Annotated in this window: 26 protein-coding genes and 1 other RNA gene; 10 read left to right on the plus strand and 17 right to left on the minus strand. The window is 42.8% G+C overall.

Annotation, left to right across the window (positions count from 1 at the left end; genetic code table 11):
• Nucleotides 1-39: 39 nt before the first annotated feature.
• From K941_RS0110055 to K941_RS16870, 7 genes are all read right to left on the minus strand, one after another.
• Nucleotides 40-255, minus strand: a complete 216-nt coding sequence (locus K941_RS0110055; protein WP_147287551.1) for a hypothetical protein — start codon at nucleotides 253-255, stop codon at nucleotides 40-42.
• A 97-nt stretch (nucleotides 256-352) separates the two neighbouring features.
• A complete protein-coding gene (locus K941_RS0110060; RefSeq protein ID WP_029103517.1) occupies nucleotides 353-772 on the minus strand; it encodes a hypothetical protein in 420 nt (139 codons plus the stop codon).
• A 104-nt stretch (nucleotides 773-876) separates the two neighbouring features.
• Complete coding sequence (locus K941_RS0110065; protein ID WP_147287550.1) at nucleotides 877-1,212, minus strand: hypothetical protein; 336 nt, start codon at nucleotides 1,210-1,212, stop codon at nucleotides 877-879.
• Nucleotides 1,158-1,340, minus strand: coding sequence for a hypothetical protein (locus tag K941_RS17360; protein ID WP_147287549.1), 183 nt, complete (start codon nucleotides 1,338-1,340; stop codon nucleotides 1,158-1,160). The genes K941_RS0110065 and K941_RS17360 overlap by 55 nt, the downstream gene beginning before the upstream one ends.
• Entirely contained in the window at nucleotides 1,330-1,581 is a 252-nt protein-coding gene (locus K941_RS0110070) for a type II toxin -antitoxin system TacA 1-like antitoxin (RefSeq protein ID WP_029103519.1), read from the minus strand. Before K941_RS0110070 ends, K941_RS17360 begins: the two co-directional genes overlap by 11 nt.
• 353 nt (nucleotides 1,582-1,934) lie before the next feature.
• Nucleotides 1,935-2,699 carry a tyrosine-type recombinase/integrase gene (locus K941_RS15510; protein ID WP_084137741.1) on the minus strand — a complete coding sequence of 255 codons (765 nt, stop codon included), beginning with the start codon at nucleotides 2,697-2,699 and terminating at the stop codon, nucleotides 1,935-1,937.
• Nucleotides 2,700-2,760: 61 nt separating this feature from the next.
• The gene (locus K941_RS16870) at nucleotides 2,761-3,117 is read right to left on the minus strand and encodes a phage integrase central domain-containing protein (protein WP_084137742.1); all 357 of its coding nucleotides are present in this window, start codon (nucleotides 3,115-3,117) and stop codon (nucleotides 2,761-2,763) included.
• A 120-nt stretch (nucleotides 3,118-3,237) separates the two neighbouring features.
• Between K941_RS16870 and K941_RS0110090 the strand changes: the two genes are divergently transcribed.
• Entirely contained in the window at nucleotides 3,238-3,447 is a 210-nt protein-coding gene (locus K941_RS0110090; protein ID WP_029103522.1) for a hypothetical protein, read from the plus strand.
• Between the two features lie 116 nt (nucleotides 3,448-3,563).
• Here K941_RS0110090 and rnpB read toward each other — a convergent pair.
• Nucleotides 3,564-4,011: RNase P RNA component class A (gene rnpB, locus K941_RS16505), an RNA gene on the minus strand.
• A gap of 474 nt (nucleotides 4,012-4,485) precedes the next feature.
• Between rnpB and K941_RS0110095 the strand changes: the two genes are divergently transcribed.
• The 6 genes from K941_RS0110095 (at nucleotide 4,486) to tusA (ending at nucleotide 9,106) form a co-directional block, all read left to right on the plus strand.
• Complete coding sequence (locus K941_RS0110095) at nucleotides 4,486-5,220, plus strand: LytR/AlgR family response regulator transcription factor (protein ID WP_029103523.1); 735 nt, start codon at nucleotides 4,486-4,488, stop codon at nucleotides 5,218-5,220.
• Nucleotides 5,221-5,423: 203 nt separating this feature from the next.
• On the plus strand, nucleotides 5,424-6,374 hold the full coding sequence (hemC, locus tag K941_RS0110105; protein WP_036388123.1) for a hydroxymethylbilane synthase: 951 nt from the start codon (nucleotides 5,424-5,426) through the stop codon (nucleotides 6,372-6,374).
• Nucleotides 6,375-6,410: 36 nt separating this feature from the next.
• A complete protein-coding gene (locus K941_RS16500) occupies nucleotides 6,411-7,286 on the plus strand; it encodes a uroporphyrinogen-III synthase (RefSeq protein WP_029103525.1) in 876 nt (291 codons plus the stop codon).
• 20 nt (nucleotides 7,287-7,306) lie between these two features.
• Nucleotides 7,307-8,329 carry a hypothetical protein gene (locus K941_RS0110115; RefSeq protein WP_029103526.1) on the plus strand — a complete coding sequence of 341 codons (1,023 nt, stop codon included), beginning with the start codon at nucleotides 7,307-7,309 and terminating at the stop codon, nucleotides 8,327-8,329.
• Between the two features lie 79 nt (nucleotides 8,330-8,408).
• Nucleotides 8,409-8,870 (plus strand): acyl-CoA thioesterase, encoded by a 462-nt coding sequence (locus tag K941_RS0110120; protein ID WP_029103527.1) that lies wholly within the window; start codon nucleotides 8,409-8,411, stop codon nucleotides 8,868-8,870.
• Nucleotides 8,867-9,106, plus strand: coding sequence for a sulfurtransferase TusA (gene tusA, locus K941_RS0110125; protein ID WP_029103528.1), 240 nt, complete (start codon nucleotides 8,867-8,869; stop codon nucleotides 9,104-9,106). The genes K941_RS0110120 and tusA overlap by 4 nt, the downstream gene beginning before the upstream one ends.
• A 46-nt stretch (nucleotides 9,107-9,152) precedes the next feature.
• Here the strand turns inward: tusA and K941_RS0110130 are convergent, their stop codons facing one another.
• From K941_RS0110130 to K941_RS17540, 3 genes are read right to left on the minus strand one after another with little or no spacing between them, the layout of a single operon-like run.
• Nucleotides 9,153-9,773: an HI_0552 family protein gene (locus K941_RS0110130; protein WP_029103529.1), complete on the minus strand. Its 621-nt coding sequence runs from the start codon at nucleotides 9,771-9,773 to the stop codon at nucleotides 9,153-9,155.
• Between the two features lies 1 nt (nucleotide 9,774).
• Nucleotides 9,775-11,034, minus strand: a complete 1,260-nt coding sequence (locus K941_RS0110135) for a replication-associated recombination protein A (protein WP_036388124.1) — start codon at nucleotides 11,032-11,034, stop codon at nucleotides 9,775-9,777.
• Nucleotides 11,013-11,771 carry a hypothetical protein gene (locus tag K941_RS17540; protein WP_029103531.1) on the minus strand — a complete coding sequence of 253 codons (759 nt, stop codon included), beginning with the start codon at nucleotides 11,769-11,771 and terminating at the stop codon, nucleotides 11,013-11,015. The genes K941_RS0110135 and K941_RS17540 overlap by 22 nt, the downstream gene beginning before the upstream one ends.
• A gap of 83 nt (nucleotides 11,772-11,854) precedes the next feature.
• Between K941_RS17540 and K941_RS15520 the strand changes: the two genes are divergently transcribed.
• Entirely contained in the window at nucleotides 11,855-12,292 is a 438-nt protein-coding gene (locus tag K941_RS15520) for a type IV secretion protein Rhs (RefSeq protein WP_228130401.1), read from the plus strand.
• 64 nt (nucleotides 12,293-12,356) lie between these two features.
• On the opposite strand, the gene K941_RS0110150 is transcribed toward K941_RS15520, so the two are convergent.
• From K941_RS0110150 to K941_RS0110175, 6 genes are all read right to left on the minus strand, one after another.
• Nucleotides 12,357-12,629, minus strand: a complete 273-nt coding sequence (locus K941_RS0110150; protein ID WP_029103532.1) for a type II toxin-antitoxin system YafQ family toxin — start codon at nucleotides 12,627-12,629, stop codon at nucleotides 12,357-12,359.
• Nucleotides 12,622-12,915 carry a type II toxin-antitoxin system RelB/DinJ family antitoxin gene (locus tag K941_RS0110155; RefSeq protein ID WP_029103533.1) on the minus strand — a complete coding sequence of 98 codons (294 nt, stop codon included), beginning with the start codon at nucleotides 12,913-12,915 and terminating at the stop codon, nucleotides 12,622-12,624. Before K941_RS0110155 ends, K941_RS0110150 begins: the two co-directional genes overlap by 8 nt.
• 143 nt (nucleotides 12,916-13,058) lie before the next feature.
• Nucleotides 13,059-14,375: a deoxyguanosinetriphosphate triphosphohydrolase gene (locus tag K941_RS0110160; protein WP_029103534.1), complete on the minus strand. Its 1,317-nt coding sequence runs from the start codon at nucleotides 14,373-14,375 to the stop codon at nucleotides 13,059-13,061.
• Nucleotides 14,376-14,400: 25 nt separating this feature from the next.
• A complete protein-coding gene (locus K941_RS0110165) occupies nucleotides 14,401-14,766 on the minus strand; it encodes a hypothetical protein (protein WP_029103535.1) in 366 nt (121 codons plus the stop codon).
• Between the two features lie 39 nt (nucleotides 14,767-14,805).
• Nucleotides 14,806-15,231, minus strand: a complete 426-nt coding sequence (locus K941_RS0110170; protein WP_029103536.1) for a hypothetical protein — start codon at nucleotides 15,229-15,231, stop codon at nucleotides 14,806-14,808.
• Between the two features lie 27 nt (nucleotides 15,232-15,258).
• Nucleotides 15,259-15,867: a class I SAM-dependent methyltransferase gene (locus tag K941_RS0110175; RefSeq protein WP_029103537.1), complete on the minus strand. Its 609-nt coding sequence runs from the start codon at nucleotides 15,865-15,867 to the stop codon at nucleotides 15,259-15,261.
• Nucleotides 15,868-15,987: 120 nt separating this feature from the next.
• On the opposite strand from K941_RS0110175, the gene K941_RS0110180 reads away from it, so the two are divergent.
• A complete protein-coding gene (locus tag K941_RS0110180) occupies nucleotides 15,988-17,298 on the plus strand; it encodes a valine--pyruvate transaminase (protein WP_029103538.1) in 1,311 nt (436 codons plus the stop codon).
• A gap of 157 nt (nucleotides 17,299-17,455) precedes the next feature.
• Nucleotides 17,456-17,683, plus strand: a 228-nt coding sequence (locus tag K941_RS16880; RefSeq protein ID WP_029103539.1) for a helix-turn-helix domain-containing protein, incomplete at its 3' end; no start/stop codon positions are given.

Raw genomic sequence — 17,683 nt, forward strand, 5'->3', positions numbered from 1 at the left:
AGGTCTATTATCAAAAGGTGTTGCAGTTAGTTTGATGATTTAAGGCCAAAAACAATTAACAACATCAATCAAGGCAGTAATGGCGGTGGTTTCATAACCATTAAAGGGGTCAGGTGTATCTTGGTTTGTGATAATGGGTTTATTGGCAGGCGTGCCAAAAGTGGCATATAATAGACTTCCTGCAAAACTAGGTTTTCCGTTCGCCCCGAGCTTGTTGAGGGGTGGCGGAAAACCGTTATGGTTCGACAAGCTCACCACGAACGGTTTTCCTTATTTTTGGGTTTTGCAAGAAGCCTAATTGCTTTTTTGGATAAAAAACATCATCAAAATTAATATGTTGTATAACAAATTTCTAATAATCAAAATCGCCAATATCGGGCAATTTTTCATAATAAGGGGCGTAATGGTTAATGTATAGATTGTCAAATTTGATTAGGTTTTTGTATTGAGAAATATCAAGGCAAAAATAACCCCGATATAAATTATTATCCTTAATGGTATTGATTTGCTCTATTGGGTCATCGCTTAATTTGGGGTTATCCAATATTGCTTTGGCTTGTTCGATGCCGATTTGGTCTATTTGGGTTTTTGATAATGCCCAACCCAAAAAAACGGGCGTTATTTTTTTCTCAGACACAAAACCCAATAAGTGCGTTTTTAAAACATTGGCTTGGTTGTCATCGATAATATTAAATTGGCAAATGCCCAAATCATTTAAATAGCTTGCAACATCGTCAAAAGTGAAATAATCCTTAACAGAATAAAGCCCCATTTCTCTACACCTACTACACCAAACAAAAAGGGCAAGGCGGGGGCGGTCGGTGTAGAAAATCCCGCCCGTTCGGTAGCTACCCCTAGCCTTGCAAAACAATAAAACTAACTCGGCAAATGCTCAACACTCATAATAAGCCTATTGGCGTTTTGTAGGGGCTTAAAGCCATATTGGGTATAATAATTGGCTAGACTGTCGTTTTTTAGGTCAATGGTAGCAACCATAACGCCCGTATCTTGGCTAATTGCCTTGATTTTGGTTAGGGCATTCCATAACAAAGTTTTTGATAGTTCTTGCCCTTGATAGCGTAAATCAATGCCCATTCTACCAATCAAAATAGCAGGAATATGGCGGGGATAGCCTTTTATGCCATTATCGCTGTTATCTAGGTTTGTACTGGTAAGGGTATAAAATCCGACAATATGGCTATCATTTGCCAAAATATGCACCCTAGCAACGCCCCTTTGTGGTGCTGGCTTGCCATTTGCCATAGATAGCGGTTAATCTCATCATTCCCACAATCAAAGGCTTGGCGGTTATGGTGCTTATCCAATAATTCAAATTGCATTGGCAACCGCCTTATTAAAATCCTTATGGCTATCAAACAAGGCAAGTAGTTTTGGGGTTGGAGCGGGCGGACTGTCTAGCAATTCTTGCAACATCGCCTTATCTTGGTGGGTCAATGCCCAACTTTGGGTTAAATCGTCCACCATATAATCCCTTGCCAAAAGCTCAATCACCGTCAAGCCCTGTTCTTTGGCGGTGGTGGTAATGGCGTGTTCAATATGGGGCGGTAAGTCTAAAATCATTGTCTTATCCTGTTATGCTTTGTGTATTTGGGTATCAGTGTGATAATGGCTTATCTTAGCACAAATGGGGGCGATTGCCAAATAAAGGGGGATTTTGGGGCAAAAATTGGGGCGGGTTAGGCAGGCAGGTTTTATCATTAAAAAAATAAATCATTAAGGCGGTTATTTTCCCATTTTGCTAATCTATATAAACACATTTTATTATTAATAAATTCTAAATATTATATTTATATATTATTTATAATAAGGGGGTAGTATCCAACAAAAAAAGCCTCGTTTATCGCTAAATGGGGCATTATGTCAATATATGATAATAAAATGTTGTTTATTTGGCAATGGCTCAATGATTGGTTTTATTCATTGACCGCTTTGGGTTGTTTGCCAGTAAGATAGATGACCTTGCCAATCTTGCCTGCCCGCAAGTCGTCTAGGTAGTCCGCCCAATCTTGTAGCATTTTTTGGCGGTCTGACAACATTTCCATTCGGCTATACGCCCGCCCATAGCGGTTTAGCATTGTATTCCCTAATTGCAATTCTGTGATAAGTTCGCCATAGCCTAGCCGTTCCATTAGCATTGTTTTGGCACTTGCCCTAAATCCGTGTGGACAATGCACGCCCAAATAGCCCGCCCCGCCATTCATTGTCTTGCTGTTTAGGGCGTTGTTAATGCGTTGGGGGTCGGTGTGCGGGGCGTTTTTTCTGCCCGTATAAAATACAAAAGGCGTGTCGCCTGTTTTGGCGTGTAATTGCCGTAAAATCGCAACGGCTTGGCGGGGCAATGGCACAATCACATCATTCATATCTTTTCTACTGCCCGCCTTTTGAGGGCGAAATTCCCATAAACCATTTGCCAAATCCACCTGCTCCCACCGCATTGCACACAAATCGCCAATACGCACAAATAGCATTGCCAAAAGCTGTAAAATTTGGCGGTTATAATCAAAAGTATCTGCCACATTGTCTACATTATTTAATAATTTAGAAAAGGCGTAAGGCTCGGTAATGGCGGGCTTGTGGCGGGTCTTGTGGGGCTTATACACCCAACCAACTTGATATTTACCACGGTTTGTAGGGGTGTGCTGAGCACACCCTTTGATGATATTACTATACAAGGACAAGGCGTGCTCAGCACAACCCTACGTCCACACATCATTGTATTTGTAGTAATTTTAAAGTTTCTTAGGTGTAAGTGCCTGTTAGGTCGCTTGCGGGGTTGTGGTTGATGATACGCCTTGAAACTGCGATTTGTAGAATGGATTTTAGCACGCCTTTTACTTCAATACCCTTGTAAATGCGGGTTTTTTGAATGTCGTTGACAAACTCAATGATGGTGGCGGGGCTAATGTCGGTTATTTGCAAATGCCCCAAAGATTTTCTAATGCGGGCGGTGTTGTCGTTTTGTTTGCGGTAGGTGTCGGGGGCTAGGTTTTTGGCGTGTTGAATGGTCTGCCATTCATCAATGAAATGATTTAGGGTGTTGGCTCTTTTGATAAGCTCGTTTTGTTTTTGGGCGTCGCGGTTTTCTAATGGGTCTATGCCTTATTCTAGTAAGGCTAAGTTGTCATTGTAGGCTTGTTTGGCTTGTGCCAAAGAAAAGCTAGGATACTACCCCAAAGTCATATAGGGGCGTTTGGCGGTAATGGGGTGGGTGTAGCGATGGCGAAAATCTACGGTCGCCTTGCCATTTTTGGAGCATATGCGAACCAAAAGCCCCTTTGTGCCAGTAATGGGATAAGAAATTTCTTTATTATCTTGTATGGCTTGCCTGATGGCTTTTTTAGTCCGCTGTCGGTGCTAATGCTCATTTTTGCCCCCTTTTTTATGCCAAATTTGGTAGCCGTTTTGGTAGCCGTTTTATTTTGGTAGCCAGTTTGGTAGCCAAATTTTTTGCTAATTTGTGACAAGCTATGATAACACTAGATAATAGCAATATCAAGGCTTTGGCGGGGGTTGGCGTTATCACGCTTTATCAGATTTTATTAAAAGGTGGCAAACCGATAAGCCGGATTCTGTCGTGGACAATCATTCATCTAGACGCACAATCACTCATGCGTTCAAGCAACCTACCCGTATCCTAAGCGGGCAACTCATTGGATACCTATTTGGTCTTGCTACACGTGGAGTTTACCTTGCCATGAACTGTTACCAGTCATGCGGTGGGCTCTTACCCCACCGTTTCACCCTTACCCGACCACTCAACCAAATATTCTTTAAAATTATAATTTTTGAATTTACAATAAACACTTGGTTGAGTGGTCGGGCGGTCTATTCTCTGTTGCACTGGTCGTAGGCTTTCGCCCCCTAGCCGTTAGCTAGCACGTCGCCCTATGTAGTCCGGACTTTCCTCCCTCCGACCACTTAATTTAACTAACATTTATCATAATATTAACTTTAAATCAATGGTCAGACGGCGATTGTCTAGTCTGCCTTTTTTTATTCTAGCACATTTTTATAAAAATATGTCAAATTTTCATACACAACTTGCAGAGCCTAAAACACCAACCATGTATGACGATTATTTGTACTTATACTCGCAACCTTTCCTAGAAAGATTGCTAAAATTTGCAATGCTGTGATAAGATAGTCAACAGACAGCCCATCAATGTTACCAATAATTATGGTTGCCTTAGATTTGTTGGCACAATTCTTGCTTTGAATTGAATAAAATTTTGATATACCCACTTTTCTTTTAGGTTAACTTTTGCTAAAATCCTTAATTAGTAAAACTTAACTCATAAATAACATTATTCATCAAAAACAGACATGACATTTAGTTATTCTTCATTACATTGATGGTATTTGACTAGCATTTGTTATGATAATTTGTAAATCCACATCATTATTGGTTATTCATCAATAGCAAGTGGATACTGTAACACATGCCATAATATTAAGGAGAAGCAAATGAAAATTCTAATTTGTGAGAGCGAGCCAGCCCTACGCAAACATGTTCAAACAATTATCGAGACACTCACGCATGAAATCGTCGGGCAAGCAGAACGCTTAGAAGAAGCTTATACATCGGTGATGGAACACCAGCCTGAGGTTCTATTTATCAATGCTCACTTGGCTTACATTGAGGAATTTTGCCAAAAATTAACCCATGAATTTAAGCACCCGCCCGCCCTGATTTTCTTTGGTTTAGATGAAGCTCATCTTATGCTAACCGCTTTAAAATGGGGAGCAAGTGACTATTTACCGATACCTATTGAAAAAGATGATATTAAAGAAGCCTTACAAAAGTGCTGTCGTATCAACGCCGCCCAACAAGCAAGTCTTAACGAGCAAAACGGCAAAAGCGGTCGCACTCGCCAGTACATCGCCGCACGCACGCACCGTGGCGTTGAACTCATCTCACTGTCTGACGTGTATTACTTCACCGCCGACCAAAAATACGTCAAAGTACGCCATAAAAATGGCGTGGTGCTCATTGATGAAACCTTAAAAGACTTAGAAGAAGAGTTTGAAGGCATCATGTTCCGCATTCATCGTAATGCTTTGATTAATCTAGATTATTTGGATTTGTTGGAGACGGTGGACAGCGGTCAATATCAAGTACGCTTTCGGGGCATGCCTGAGAAACTGTCGGTATCACGCCGTCATCTGCCCATGCTCAGAGAAAAAATTCACAGCATTTAACGGACAAGCCATCCGATACCACCCAAGGGCGTTGATTCGCCCTTTTATATTGTCCTTTTATATTTTAACCGCCTTGATTTGACACTAAATTATCAATGGCAGCCATGTCAAGAAATGACTGGTGCGAATTTTTATTTGGCATTTTGGGGTAAATGTGGTTAAATAGGCAATCATTGATAAGATAACATAGCGATAACACAATCATGAAAACCCTAACCATCGCCACACGCCAATCCCCGCTTGCACTTTGGCAGGCTCATTTTGTCAAAGACGAACTTCAAAAACTCCACCCCGAACTTGACATTCGTCTGTTAGAGCTGGTCACCAAAGGCGATAAAATCTTAGATACCCCCCTTGCCAAAATCGGCGGAAAAGGCTTATTTGTCAAAGAGCTAGAAACCGCCCTACTAAGCGGTGAAGCTGACATTGCCGTACATTCTTTAAAAGACGTACCCATGGTACTGCCTGACGGGCTTATCATCGGGGCGTATCTTGACCGCCATAGCCCTTTCGACGCTTTTGCAAGCAATCATTTTGCCAGTTTAGATGACCTACCCCAAGGGGCAAAGGTCGGCACATCAAGCCTACGCCGTGAATGCCAACTGCGTGCCTATCGCCCTGACTTAGAAATCATCAGCTTGCGTGGTAATGTTGGCACACGCCTTGGCAAGCTTGATAATGGCGACTATGATGCGATTATCCTTGCTCAAAGTGGCTTGGAGCGGTTAGAGTTGCACGAACGCATTCGCCACAGTCTACCTGCCGACATCTGCCTGCCTGCGGTCGGGCAAGGCACGCTTGCCATCGAGTGCCGAGATGATGAGATTAGGGAGCTTATCAAGCCCTTAAACCATGACATCTCCGCCCTACGAGCCATCACCGAGAGAGCCATGAACCATGCCTTAGAGGGGGGCTGTCAAGTACCGATAGCAGGATTTGCACAGCTTGATAAAGGCGTTCTGCACCTAGAAGGTCGAGTAGGCACGCCTGATGGTCGCACCCTCTTAAAAGTCACCGCCCAGACCGACATCACGGACAACGCCACACAAAATATCCAAAATGCCGAGCAACTGGGGCAAGCTGTCGCCACAGAGCTACTTACCCAAGGGGCGGATGAGATTTTAAAAGCCCTGTATCAACATCAAGACAACTAATACCAACAACCCCATAGGCACTATCAACCCAGCACCATGACCCCCCTATTCATCAACACCCGTCCTAAGCACAAAGCTGACATGAATCTGGTCATCCACAGTGTCGGCTTACCACTGCTTGTCATTCGGCATTTTGATGAATTAGAGCAGTCAGAAATGCAGGATTTGGTGGATTTTGTCCATGGCAAATTTGATACACTTATCGTGGTGAGCGTGGAAGCGGTGGTGTGTGCGGTGCGTTTTTTAAAAGAGCAAGGCATTGACCACGCCTGCGACCTACCCCATCATGACACCCTAACCGTCATCGCCGTGGGACAGCCAACAGCGGACGCTTTGGCGGAGTTTGGTTTTTCGGTGCTAACCCCCTTTGATGTAGGATGCCCGATGAACAACGAAGGCATGCTTGCCATGCCCGCCATCGGTGAGCTACACACAGGCGATGATGTGCTGATATGGCGTGGGGTCGGTGGACGGCGACTGTTGTCTGACACACTCATCAAACGAGGCGTGAATGTGCGTGCCATCGCCTTTTATGAGCGGTGCGTGCCGTCAGAGCTGGCGAGCGATTTTACTCGTCTGCTTGGCGATAGCACCGATGACAGTCCCGATGGAGCTTTTAATAGTAGTCAAAACCATCAACATCAAATTGGCAAGCACTCGCCCATCTTTGTCCTTATCAGCAGTCAGATGAGCCTAAACGCTTGGCAGAGTGTGTATGACCAACAGATTCGCAGCCATCGCACGCACACGCATGGGCTTTTGCCACAAAATGTGATATATTTAACCCTAGGTCATCGCCTGACCGCCCTAACCGCCACGCACTATCCGCACAGCCGTGTCTATCCCGTGGTGGATTTGGCGGAATCAACCCTAAATCAAGCCATACAAGACGTCATGGCAACTCATTTTTAAAATTTAACGCTTTTATCATCATGCCAAACACCAAAAAACCTGACAGTCCAAGTGCCGAAGCCATCAAGTCAAATCTAGAAGAGCTGGGCGCCAAATTCGCCCACGCCAAAGAAGTCGAGAGAGAAGAGCTTAAAAAACAAGCCGACCAAGCTCGGGTGGTACTCATGCGACTGCAATGGCTGGTCATCATCCTACTGGCAGGTGGACTGTTGTGGCTATACCTTTCTTTTACGTCGGTCGTGGATAAAGTGGATGAACGCCTTGCCAAAATGGACACCGTCGATACTCGCCTAAACGACATGGACGACCGCCTGTTCGCCATCACCCCAACCGACAGCCACAAAAAAACAAATAAAGCCGAAGCGAGCAAAGACGCTGAATTTTTAAAAATCGAACTTGCCATGACCAACAGGCTCTTTGAACAAGGCAGTTATGATGACACCTTGACCGCCTTGCAAGCCATTGATTATCAGCTTGGGCAGATGACTGGTATCGCCCCATCGGTCAAATCCGCCCTAAGCAATAGCATAAAGGCAGACATCGCCTACATCGGCACGCTAAAAACACAGCCTGACGCATGGCAGGCTCACATCATCAAAATGCGAGACGTGCAAGCCTTTTTACGCACCAAGCAGACCAGCACACCCAACGCCCCCCTAAGTCGTGGCGACATCCTACTGCATGACGCCAGCATGATGTTATCGCTTGCCATCGGTTCGGCAAACGTGCGAGACAGGGGGCTGATGACCAGTTACTTACAAGAAGTCCGTTCACAGTTAGAAAGCCATATTACCTTACACGGCGGTAAGATTGACCCTGAGAGCCTAAAAAAGCAATCTGAACAAACCGCTTTGGCAAACAAAGCCAGCGACAGAGACGGCAAAAAAGACGGCAAAAATACAAACAACACCGACACCAAAACAGGGCAAATCGGACAGCAAGTCGCCCTAAATACCATCGATGACGCCCTATTTTGGATCTATGATTTACTTGCCAACAGCCCCAAAAACAAGGAGCTGAGCAGTGTTCAGATGTTAAAATAAATCCAAAATAGGCAAAAAAACAGCAAATTCATCATCTGTTAATCATTTTAGATAAATTGAAACTTAAAAGGACATCCCCATGACCCATCCTTACACCGCCACACTCACAGGCAATGACCGCCCCACCGAGCTACACGACTACCCCATCGTCCACGTCCAACCTGTGGCATGGGGCGAGATGGACGCCTTTAATCATGTCAACAATGTCGCTTATTACCGCTACGCCGAATCTGCCCGTATCAGCTATTTGCATTCGCTTGCCATGTTCAAGGACGAAACTTTAACCATTTTAGCAGGCTCATCATGTAACTACCTACGCCCCGTGCATTATCCTGACACCCTACTTATCGGCGTTAAATGCACCAAAATAGGCAATACCAGTCTGTCGATGGCTTATGAATATTACAGCACTACCCAAAATGCCATCGTTGCCAATGGCACCGCCACCATCGTCCGCACCGACAAAGACGGTAACAAGCAGGCGTGGACAGCCGATGAACGCAAACTCATCAGCGATTTTGAGGGGGTGGATTTTTCATGAGTGAGACCACCATTCATCATCTGGACACCACAGGGCTGATTTGCCCTGAACCTGTCATGCTCCTACATAAGAGCATTCGCCACGCCAAAGGCGGTGATGAAATTCACATCATCGCCACCGACCCTGCGACCACACGAGACATTCCCAACTTTTGTCGGCATTTGGGGCATACGCTTGCCAGTCAAGAAACCCTTGATGACGGCAGTTATCGTTATGTGGTGATTAAAAAAGGCTAATTCGATGAGATAGGCAACCATGGGGCGAACAAGATTTGCCCCATTTTTAATGACAATATTCATACACCTTGCTTAATCGCTCAATGGTTTGTCTTGTCCAATTTATCAATTCATCGTCATTAAATTTATCCAGCTCATCTTTATGGATAAACCTACCCAAACGATAAAATTCACCGTCTTTTAAATGTATTTTATCACAATCAAATTCACGCACGCTTTGAAACTCGCCATAATAATCCACACTACTGTGCCATACATAAAACTCTGAACAATTTTCCAAATTAATTTTATCCGTCCAAGCATTAAATTTTTGTAAACTGCTATTGAAAACTTTGGCTTTATAAGAATACCAAGTTAAACAAATAATCAACCTTTGCCGATTTAAAATGATTGCAATAATCGGAGCATTGCCAAGATAACTATCATATTTATAATAAGCGAAAAAATGCCGTCTGATTTCCCAACCATTGCACCAATTTTCAATGTGGGGTTTGGCAAAGTGCATTGGTAAATTTTGATAAACCTTTAAATTAAATTCTTTAAAAATTTGCCAAGCAGATTTATGGTCGGCTTTGATTTTTTCTAAATCATCAGGGCAATAAAGTTTTAAATCCTTCATTTGAGAATAAGGTTTATTTAAAATATCGGCGTGGGTGGGTTTTAGCATTTTAATTCTGTCCTTTTAACCAATTTATAAACGCAAAACTCGTCTGTTCCTTTTGATTATCGCCATATTCATAAAACTGCATTCCTATTAAATTATCAGGCAAATAATTTTGGGGATAATAATGGTTGGGATAATCGTGCGGATAAATATAATCCACGCCATAGCCTGATTGTTTCATTAAAGCAGTTACGCCATTTCTAAGATGAAGTGGCACAGGCGTATTATCGCTTTTGGTAAATTCTATGGCTTTATTAATGGCGTTATAGCTGGTATTGGATTTTGGCGATGTCGCCAAATAAATCGCCACTTGCCCCAAAATAATCCTTGCTTCGGGCATTCCGATTTCTTTGACACTTCGTAAAGCGGTATCGGCAAGTAATAGGGCATTGGGATTGGCAAGCCCAATGTCTTCCGATGCCAAAATCACAAGCCGTCTGGCAATAAAGGCAAGGTCTTCGCCAGCGGTGAGCATACGAGCGAGCCAATAAATAGAAGCGTCAGGGTCAGAACCACGCACCGATTTAATAAAGGCGGAAATGATGTCATAATGTATATCGCCGTCTTTGTCATAGCGGACGAGCGTTTGCCCTGCGACTTTACTGATACTGTCAAAATCAATCACAATCGGCGTGCCTTGATAAGCATAAATTGTGAGTTCTAATAGATTTAATGCACGTCTTGCATCGCCTTGTGCCAACCCATAAATGGGCGAAATGTCATTTAAAACAATCGGTAGTTTTTTTAATTGTTCATCAATAGCAATCGCCCGCTTGATAATTTGAAAAATCTCATCATCGGATAAAGGTTCTAATTTATAAACTTGGCAACGGGATAATAAAGCGTTATTAACACTAAATGACGGATTTTCGGTGGTCGCCCCAATCAAAGTAATTTGCCCACTTTCTACCGCTCCCAATAATGCGTCCTGCTGGGCTTTATTAAAACGGTGAATTTCGTCCACAAATACCACAGGGGGCGTGGCAAATAAACCGTCACTTGGCGTGAGTATTTCTCGTAATTCTTTGACACCGCTATTGATGGCGGATAAGGGGCGAAATTCTCGCCCTACGCTATTTGCCAATAAACTTGCCAATGTCGTTTTGCCAATGCCTGCATTGCCGTGCAAAATCATTGACGGTAAATAACCTTCACGCACCATTTTGGTAATGGGGGCGTTCTCGCCCAATAAATGCGATTGTCCGATAATGTCGCTTAGGGCTTTTGGGCGAATGCGTTCGGCTAGGGGGATTGAAGTTGCCATTTTGGGGTTTTGCACCAGTAATATTGAGAAATTAAATTAACCAAAAATAATAAAGGAATAAATAATAATATCAAATAAAAACTGTCAAAATGTCTTATTACAACAAACATCAAAATATGGGTAATAACAAGATTATAGGTATTGATATTATTTAATTTTTGATTTATCATAAATTGATGATGGCAATTTTGGCAATGAAATTTATCAATTTTTTGATGAAGTCTTTGCGAATGGCAATTTTGACAACAAGGGGCAAATGTATTAAATTTTACCTTTAAATCTTCCAAAGCAACCGAGACATAAAAATCATCTTTAACCAAATCATAAGTATCTATACCCTTTAAAAGGGGCTTATTTTTTAATTTATAATAATGATAATTTTGTAAATTTTTTTCCATAAAATAAATGCCAATACCAAGCAATATCAATGCCATTAACGATAGTGTTATCCAAAACCCAGAACCTAAATTTAGTTTATCAAAATTTGCAACCACTTCAATAACAGCGATAAAAATTGCAAATATAATCATAGAACCTATATAAAACTTCCATTGTGTTTTAATAAATCGCCTTGAAAATTGTGCAAAAGTCATCTTTTCTAATTCTGGCAAAAAGGGATTAACCAATAAACTTGTTTGGCAATGTGGACAAAAAATAATGCCGTGATGATAAATCACATCATCAAGCACTTTATGACAGCTTGGGTGTGGGCAAATGGCTGGGGTGTTTTTTAACATCTGTCAAGTTTCTGATTTTAAATGGTTGGTATAAAGGAATAAACTTTGCTAAAATACCCCATTATACACTTTTTTTAAAAATGATGAAATTAAAAACCCGCCCAATCCGCCCACTCACAGACGGCGAACGCCAAATGGCTCGTTCGGTGTTTGGCGAGTCGCTTGCCCTTGATGACATTCGTCTGACAACTGCGTGGTGGGTGTTAAAGGGCTATGCGGTGTCGCCCAATGGTTGGGTGTATTTTCATAAAGATGATTTTTGTGAGGAGTTTAGCGATAAGCCTTTGCACCTGCGGGCGTGGCTTATTCACGAACTGACGCACGTTTGGCAAATTCAGCAGGGCATAAAGGTGGTTCGTAAAGCGATATTTAACCGAAAATACCGCTACACTTTTAAAGAAGGTAAACCGTTCTTTAATTACGGCGTTGAACAACAAGCCAAAATGGTGGAAGATTTTTATGTCAGAAGAGAGCTGGGAAAGGATTGCACGGCTTGGCGTGAATGCGTGCCGTTTTTATAAGGGCAAATTGCAATTCTCCCTTGTAAACTATGTCAAATTTATGGTGCGGTTGGCATGGTTATTATCAACCAAACAACTCGCTATGCGTGGCAAGCCGATGTAATTCCACCACTTCATCATTTATTTTATAAATTAGCACCAAATCAGGCTTGATATGACAATCTCTAAACCCCACCCAATCGCCTTGCAATGGGTGGTCTTGGTATTTTTTGGGTATGGGTTTGGCATTTAATAAGCAATCAGACACTTCCATCCACGCTTCGCCAATCAATGCCAAATAATGCTTTTTTAAATCCCTTTTAAAGGGATTGCCCATTTCAAAACTACGTTTAGCCACGAGCAATCTCCGCCATTGCTTGATTTAACTCATCTAAGCTATCAAATCGCTCGGTTTCGCCATTTTCAAAAGCTTGAATACTCTCACGCAACAGCTTTTCGCCATTGCTACTAAGCGTGTGCGACTGCCCCCAATCAAAAGACAATGGCACTTTGCCTGTTTGGGCGATTTGATTAAAAAACATCCGCACTGCTTGGCTTGGGGTCAAGCCGTATTGTTCTAGCACAGGATAGGCTTTTTGGCGTAGGTCGTTGTCTAGTCGCATATTAAAATTGGTATGGCTCATCATCGCTCCTATTTTAAAAAGTTAAAATGAAAATAATGCTGATGTAATGATAATGTCATTATAATTGAAATTTTTGTTTGGGGCAAGTTGGGTAAAAATTTACAAAAGCCATAAAAACAACACCATTTACCGCCAACCAACCCCTACCCCAGCCCCACGCCTGACAGCTCTCTTGCCAGTCGCCCTGCCGAATTATCGGTCAGACCGCCCACAAAATCCAGCACTTTCATATAGCCATCATATAGGCTATCGGTATCCGTGATTGGACTGTCTTTTAGAAGTTCTAAGGCAAGGCGGTGCTTGGCAGTTAGGGGTTTATGGGTAAGTTTGGCATGGATTGCAGGGACGATTAAGTCCAAAATTTGCCCCAAACAGCCAAAACTGGCTATCTCGGTGATGAGTTTGCTATGGTGGTTAAATATCTGATTTTTGGCAAGATTTTTGGCATTTTTCAAGGTTTCATTGACCGCATCATCACACACCACAAGCAAATCCTTGTGAATAAAATCGCCCGATAACAACTCATCATGGTAATCAAAAAACCGCCTTGCCACTTCATCAACCGCCTTGCCAATGGCTCGCCCACGCATTGCCCCGATACGTTGTTTTTTATCTTTGATGTTTTGATAATCGTCAAAATCCGCCCCAAGTAACGGTTTGACCACTTTGGCAAAATCGTCAAAGCCAATCAAATCAAGCTCCACAGCATCTTCTAAATCAAGCAAGGCATAACAAATATCGTCCGCCGACTCCATAAGATACGACAAGGGGTGCCTTGCCCATGTGTCCGCCCCATGCGTGGCAAGCGTGAGCCTGTCCGCCACTTGTCGCATGATGTGCATTTCGCTCTGATAGATGTTAAATTTGGTCTGCCCCACGCTCCCCCACGGGTATTTCATGAGCGTGCCAAGACTGGCACAAGTCAGTCGCATACCGCCTGCGTGGGCGTACATTTCGGTGGTGGTGACAATGCGTAAACTGTGGGCATTGCCTTCATAAGTGGTGATGTCGGCTTGCTCCGCCTTGCTAAGTGATTGTAAATACTCATTATTTTGGCGAAACCATTCACGCAAAGCGTCCTCGCCCGTATGCCCAAACGGTGGATTACCCAAATCATGAGCCAAACACGCAACCTGCACCAGCGTGCCGATGTCATACGAGCTGATGTGGGGCGGTAGTAGCCTACGCCGAGCCAGTCCCTGCCCCACGCTGTTGCCCAGACTACGCCCCACACTTGCCACTTCTACGCTGTGGGTTAGGCGGTTGTGAGTGTGGTCGGATTTGGCAAAGGGGTGGACTTGGGTTTTTCGCCCGAGTTTGCGAAAGGACGATGAAAACACCACACGGTCATAATCGGTATGAAATTGGCTACGAATGGGCGAATGCTCGCCACGCATTTTACGAATTTCGCCATTTTCAATCCACAGGCGGTCGACACAGAGTAGGGATTGCCAGTTCATAGTTTTTCTCTTTCTTGAGTTTATCTTATTCGGTCAGCTTCAGATTTATTGTGACGGAAAAATCATAAGGGACAGGCACACCATCTTGATTTAAAATCATGTATTGTTGACGCCGAATGCCTCTTGATAGGCAAATATTAAGGTTTTGATTGTGAATGCCGTGTATTTTTAGATGTGAAATTCTACCTTGTTCACCCACTTTGGCTTCTAAGATAACGGGATTGGCAACTTCTTTTTGTAAGTACTCACCACATTCAGATCCTGCCAAAGCAGAACGAACCCGCTCGCGAGCCTTATTAGAAACATCTTTTTCAAAAGTACCAAAATTAATTTGCATTTCTTGTTTAATGTCAATTATCTTTTGTATGTCTTGGTCGGTAAATTGAACCAAAAATGACTTTAGATATTCTTTTTCTTCATGACTGACCGATTATTCCCATTTTTTCAGATTTTCATCATTAAACAGGTCTTTAAAGGCTTGTTTATCTGTTTCGGTTAGTGGGCTTACTCTTCGCTTGATGGCTTGCTTGGCAATATGCAAGGCTCTTTGGTTAAGAGCTTCTAAGGTTGGGTGGGGATTTAGCAGGACGATATTGCCATCATCACTATAAGGCGCATAGGATATTTTCCAAACATGGTCGCCCACGTTTAAATTTGTACCTTCAGTGATTTCGGGGTGATATTGTGGCTTACTCACATTTTCTATGATTATCTCTTTAATAGGTTTTTGATAACCTTTTGATTGATGATTTGCCATCAATGTATCCAGATTATCTGTCAACATCTCAAAAGTACCTGCAAAAACCATCGTGCTTAATAATAAAGATGACATTAATGTTGATTTTAAAAATTTCATCACAACTCCATAATTAACCATGAATATTCATTCCTTCACCGCAAGCGTCACCGTATACGTTTTGCCTTGTTTGATTTTGTCGGCATTGCCAAACACTTCATTAAAGGAGCGTTTCATAAAATCACGCAGTCCGTTAATGGTAACGACATAAAACCGTCCGCCCACTTCCATGCGTTCATAAGCGTCCAGCAGGTACAGATAATGTTGTTCTTTGCTGGCTTTGGCTGGCAGGTTGCTCATGACAAGGCTAAATTTTTTGTCTTTATCCACATGATAAAAGCCGTTGGAGAGCTGAACGTGGGTATTGGTCAAGCCATTTTTTTGGCAATTTAAGCGGGCATATTCTACCGCCACAAAGTCTTTATCAATCAAAATATGCTGACCGTTTGGACATTCACGTCCTGCCGTCATGCCGAGTACACCATAGCCACAGCCTAGGTCTATGGAATTATCATGAGCCTTAAAATCAATATAGTCAAGGAGCATAAGACTACCATCATCAAGGCGTTCTGGGCTAAAAATCCCCCAAGTGGTATGAAAAGTAAAGGGCTTGCCAAGCACGTCTTGAGTAAAGGTGATGTCTTGTCGCCATTGTCTGGCTTTTGTTTGGAGGTCGGCTAAGGTGGTTTGTGTCATGGGGTTTTCTCTAAAATCAAAAGCCCATTATACCCCAATCCCCCCACGCATACCATAGCGATATGAGCAGACAGTTTTTGCCAAAAATGTTAAAATGGTATTTTTATTTGGATAATTGGCATGAACATTTCAAAATTTGGCAAAAAATTCACCCAAAACAGTGGCATATTACAGCTCATGGACGATTTGGGGAATGCTCTAAACAGCAACAAACCTGTTAATATGCTGGGCGGTGGCAACCCTGCCAACATCGCTTCGGTCAATGACGTGTACCTACAAATGCTCAAAGACAGCATACAAGGCGATGGGGCGGACAGTGTTGCCTTAGACTGTGCCAGCAATTATTCTAATCCGCAAGGCGATGGCAAATTTATCACGGCGTTGGTGGACTTTTTTAATCGCCATTATGATTGGGGCATTACCAAGGACAACATTGCCCTAACCAATGGTTCGCAAAACGCCTTTTTTTATTTGTTTAATTTGTTCGGTGGGGCGTTTGATGATGGCGATAAGTCCATTTTATTGCCACTTGCCCCTGAATATATCGGCTATGCGGACACTCATATTGATGGCAAGCATTTTATTGGCATAAATCCCAGGATTGAGCTGTGCGATTATGACAATCAAGACGGCTTTTTTAAATATAAAGTGGATTTTGATGCCCTAGAAAACTTGGACGCATTAAAAAATAATCAAATTGGGGCAATCTGCTGTTCTCGCCCGACCAATCCCACAGGCAATGTGCTGACCGATGATGAAATGGCACGGCTTGATAACATCGCCCAAGCACACAACATTCCCTTGATTATTGATAACGCTTACGGAATGCCGTTTCCTAACATCATTCACACCAAGGCGAATTTGGTGTGGCATGACAATATCATTTTGTGTTTTAGTTTATCAAAAGTGGGGCTGGCTGGCGTGCGGACGGGCATTGTCATTGCCAAACCCGAGATTATCAAGGCAATCAGTAGCCTAAATGCCATTGTCAATCTTGCTCCGTGTCGTTTTGGGGCGAGCATTGTTACGCCACTTATCAACAATGATAAAATCAATGAACTGTCATTACAAGAGATTCGCCCGTTTTATTTAAAGCAAGCCCATACCGCCATTCATCTTTTAAAACACGCCTTTAAAGACTTGCCCCAAGTCAAAATCCATAAGCCAGAAGGGGCGATATTTTTATGGATTTGGTTTGAAAATTTACCCATCAGCACTCAATCCTTATATGAAATTTTAAAAGAAAAAGGAACGCTGATTATTCCCAGTGAGCATTTTTTTGTGGGAATTGATACATCTGATTATCGCCACGCCCATGAATGTATTCGCATGAGTATCGCCCAACCTGATGATGTTTTGGAGAAGGGGATAAAGGCGATTGGGGAGGTGGTTCGGGGGGTTTATAAGCAAGGCACAGAACAATCGCATTGACAAAGCCCCCAATCTATTTTAGCATAAGGCAATCAGATAATTTTTTGACATTATGACAACCATCAACAATCCTACCCTGCGTACCTGCGTACCTGCGTATTAGTTTATCTGTTAGAAACAGTCGCGTTATTTACAGTATTAAGGTAAAATACTGCAAATGAACATACACAAAAACACAAGACTGCTTCCCCACCATAGGGAAGCCATTTGGACTGCTTACCATAAGAACAAGCAATCAGTGACTTCACTGGCACTCGAGTACAAAGTATCAAGACCTACCATTTACAAGGTCTTAAAACTTGCTCGTGTTAAACTGCTTAAACCCCAAACCAGTACCAACAATCGCTTTAAACAAGCCAAGTATGGCATTAAACGCTTAGCTAAG

Source organism: Moraxella caprae DSM 19149 (genome assembly GCF_000426885.1).
In the GTDB taxonomy this organism is placed as follows: domain Bacteria; phylum Pseudomonadota; class Gammaproteobacteria; order Pseudomonadales; family Moraxellaceae; genus Moraxella; species Moraxella caprae.

What these genes read in the sequence shown, in the direction of transcription:
- K941_RS0110120 (WP_029103527.1), top strand. Translation starts at nt 8,409, where the DNA reads ATGACCCATCCTTACACCGCCACACTCACAGGCAATGACCGCCCCACC.
- K941_RS0110180 (WP_029103538.1), top strand. Translation starts at nt 15,988, where the DNA reads ATGAACATTTCAAAATTTGGCAAAAAATTCACCCAAAACAGTGGCATA.
- K941_RS0110095 (WP_029103523.1), top strand. Translation starts at nt 4,486, where the DNA reads ATGAAAATTCTAATTTGTGAGAGCGAGCCAGCCCTACGCAAACATGTT.
- K941_RS0110135 (WP_036388124.1), bottom strand. Translation starts at nt 11,034, where the DNA reads ATGGCAACTTCAATCCCCCTAGCCGAACGCATTCGCCCAAAAGCCCTA.
- hemC (WP_036388123.1), top strand. Translation starts at nt 5,424, where the DNA reads ATGAAAACCCTAACCATCGCCACACGCCAATCCCCGCTTGCACTTTGG.
- tusA (WP_029103528.1), top strand. Translation starts at nt 8,867, where the DNA reads ATGAGTGAGACCACCATTCATCATCTGGACACCACAGGGCTGATTTGC.
- K941_RS0110060 (WP_029103517.1), bottom strand. Translation starts at nt 772, where the DNA reads ATGGGGCTTTATTCTGTTAAGGATTATTTCACTTTTGACGATGTTGCA.
- K941_RS0110115 (WP_029103526.1), top strand. Translation starts at nt 7,307, where the DNA reads ATGCCAAACACCAAAAAACCTGACAGTCCAAGTGCCGAAGCCATCAAG.
- K941_RS0110130 (WP_029103529.1), bottom strand. Translation starts at nt 9,773, where the DNA reads ATGCTAAAACCCACCCACGCCGATATTTTAAATAAACCTTATTCTCAA.
- K941_RS17360 (WP_147287549.1), bottom strand. Translation starts at nt 1,340, where the DNA reads ATGCAATTTGAATTATTGGATAAGCACCATAACCGCCAAGCCTTTGAT.
- K941_RS16500 (WP_029103525.1), top strand. Translation starts at nt 6,411, where the DNA reads ATGACCCCCCTATTCATCAACACCCGTCCTAAGCACAAAGCTGACATG.
- K941_RS15520 (WP_228130401.1), top strand. Translation starts at nt 11,855, where the DNA reads ATGAAATTAAAAACCCGCCCAATCCGCCCACTCACAGACGGCGAACGC.
- K941_RS0110170 (WP_029103536.1), bottom strand. Translation starts at nt 15,231, where the DNA reads ATGAAATTTTTAAAATCAACATTAATGTCATCTTTATTATTAAGCACG.
- K941_RS0110090 (WP_029103522.1), top strand. Translation starts at nt 3,238, where the DNA reads ATGGCGAAAATCTACGGTCGCCTTGCCATTTTTGGAGCATATGCGAAC.
- K941_RS17540 (WP_029103531.1), bottom strand. Translation starts at nt 11,771, where the DNA reads ATGTTAAAAAACACCCCAGCCATTTGCCCACACCCAAGCTGTCATAAA.
- K941_RS0110070 (WP_029103519.1), bottom strand. Translation starts at nt 1,581, where the DNA reads ATGATTTTAGACTTACCGCCCCATATTGAACACGCCATTACCACCACC.
- K941_RS0110175 (WP_029103537.1), bottom strand. Translation starts at nt 15,867, where the DNA reads ATGACACAAACCACCTTAGCCGACCTCCAAACAAAAGCCAGACAATGG.
- K941_RS0110155 (WP_029103533.1), bottom strand. Translation starts at nt 12,915, where the DNA reads ATGAGCCATACCAATTTTAATATGCGACTAGACAACGACCTACGCCAA.
- K941_RS0110160 (WP_029103534.1), bottom strand. Translation starts at nt 14,375, where the DNA reads ATGAACTGGCAATCCCTACTCTGTGTCGACCGCCTGTGGATTGAAAAT.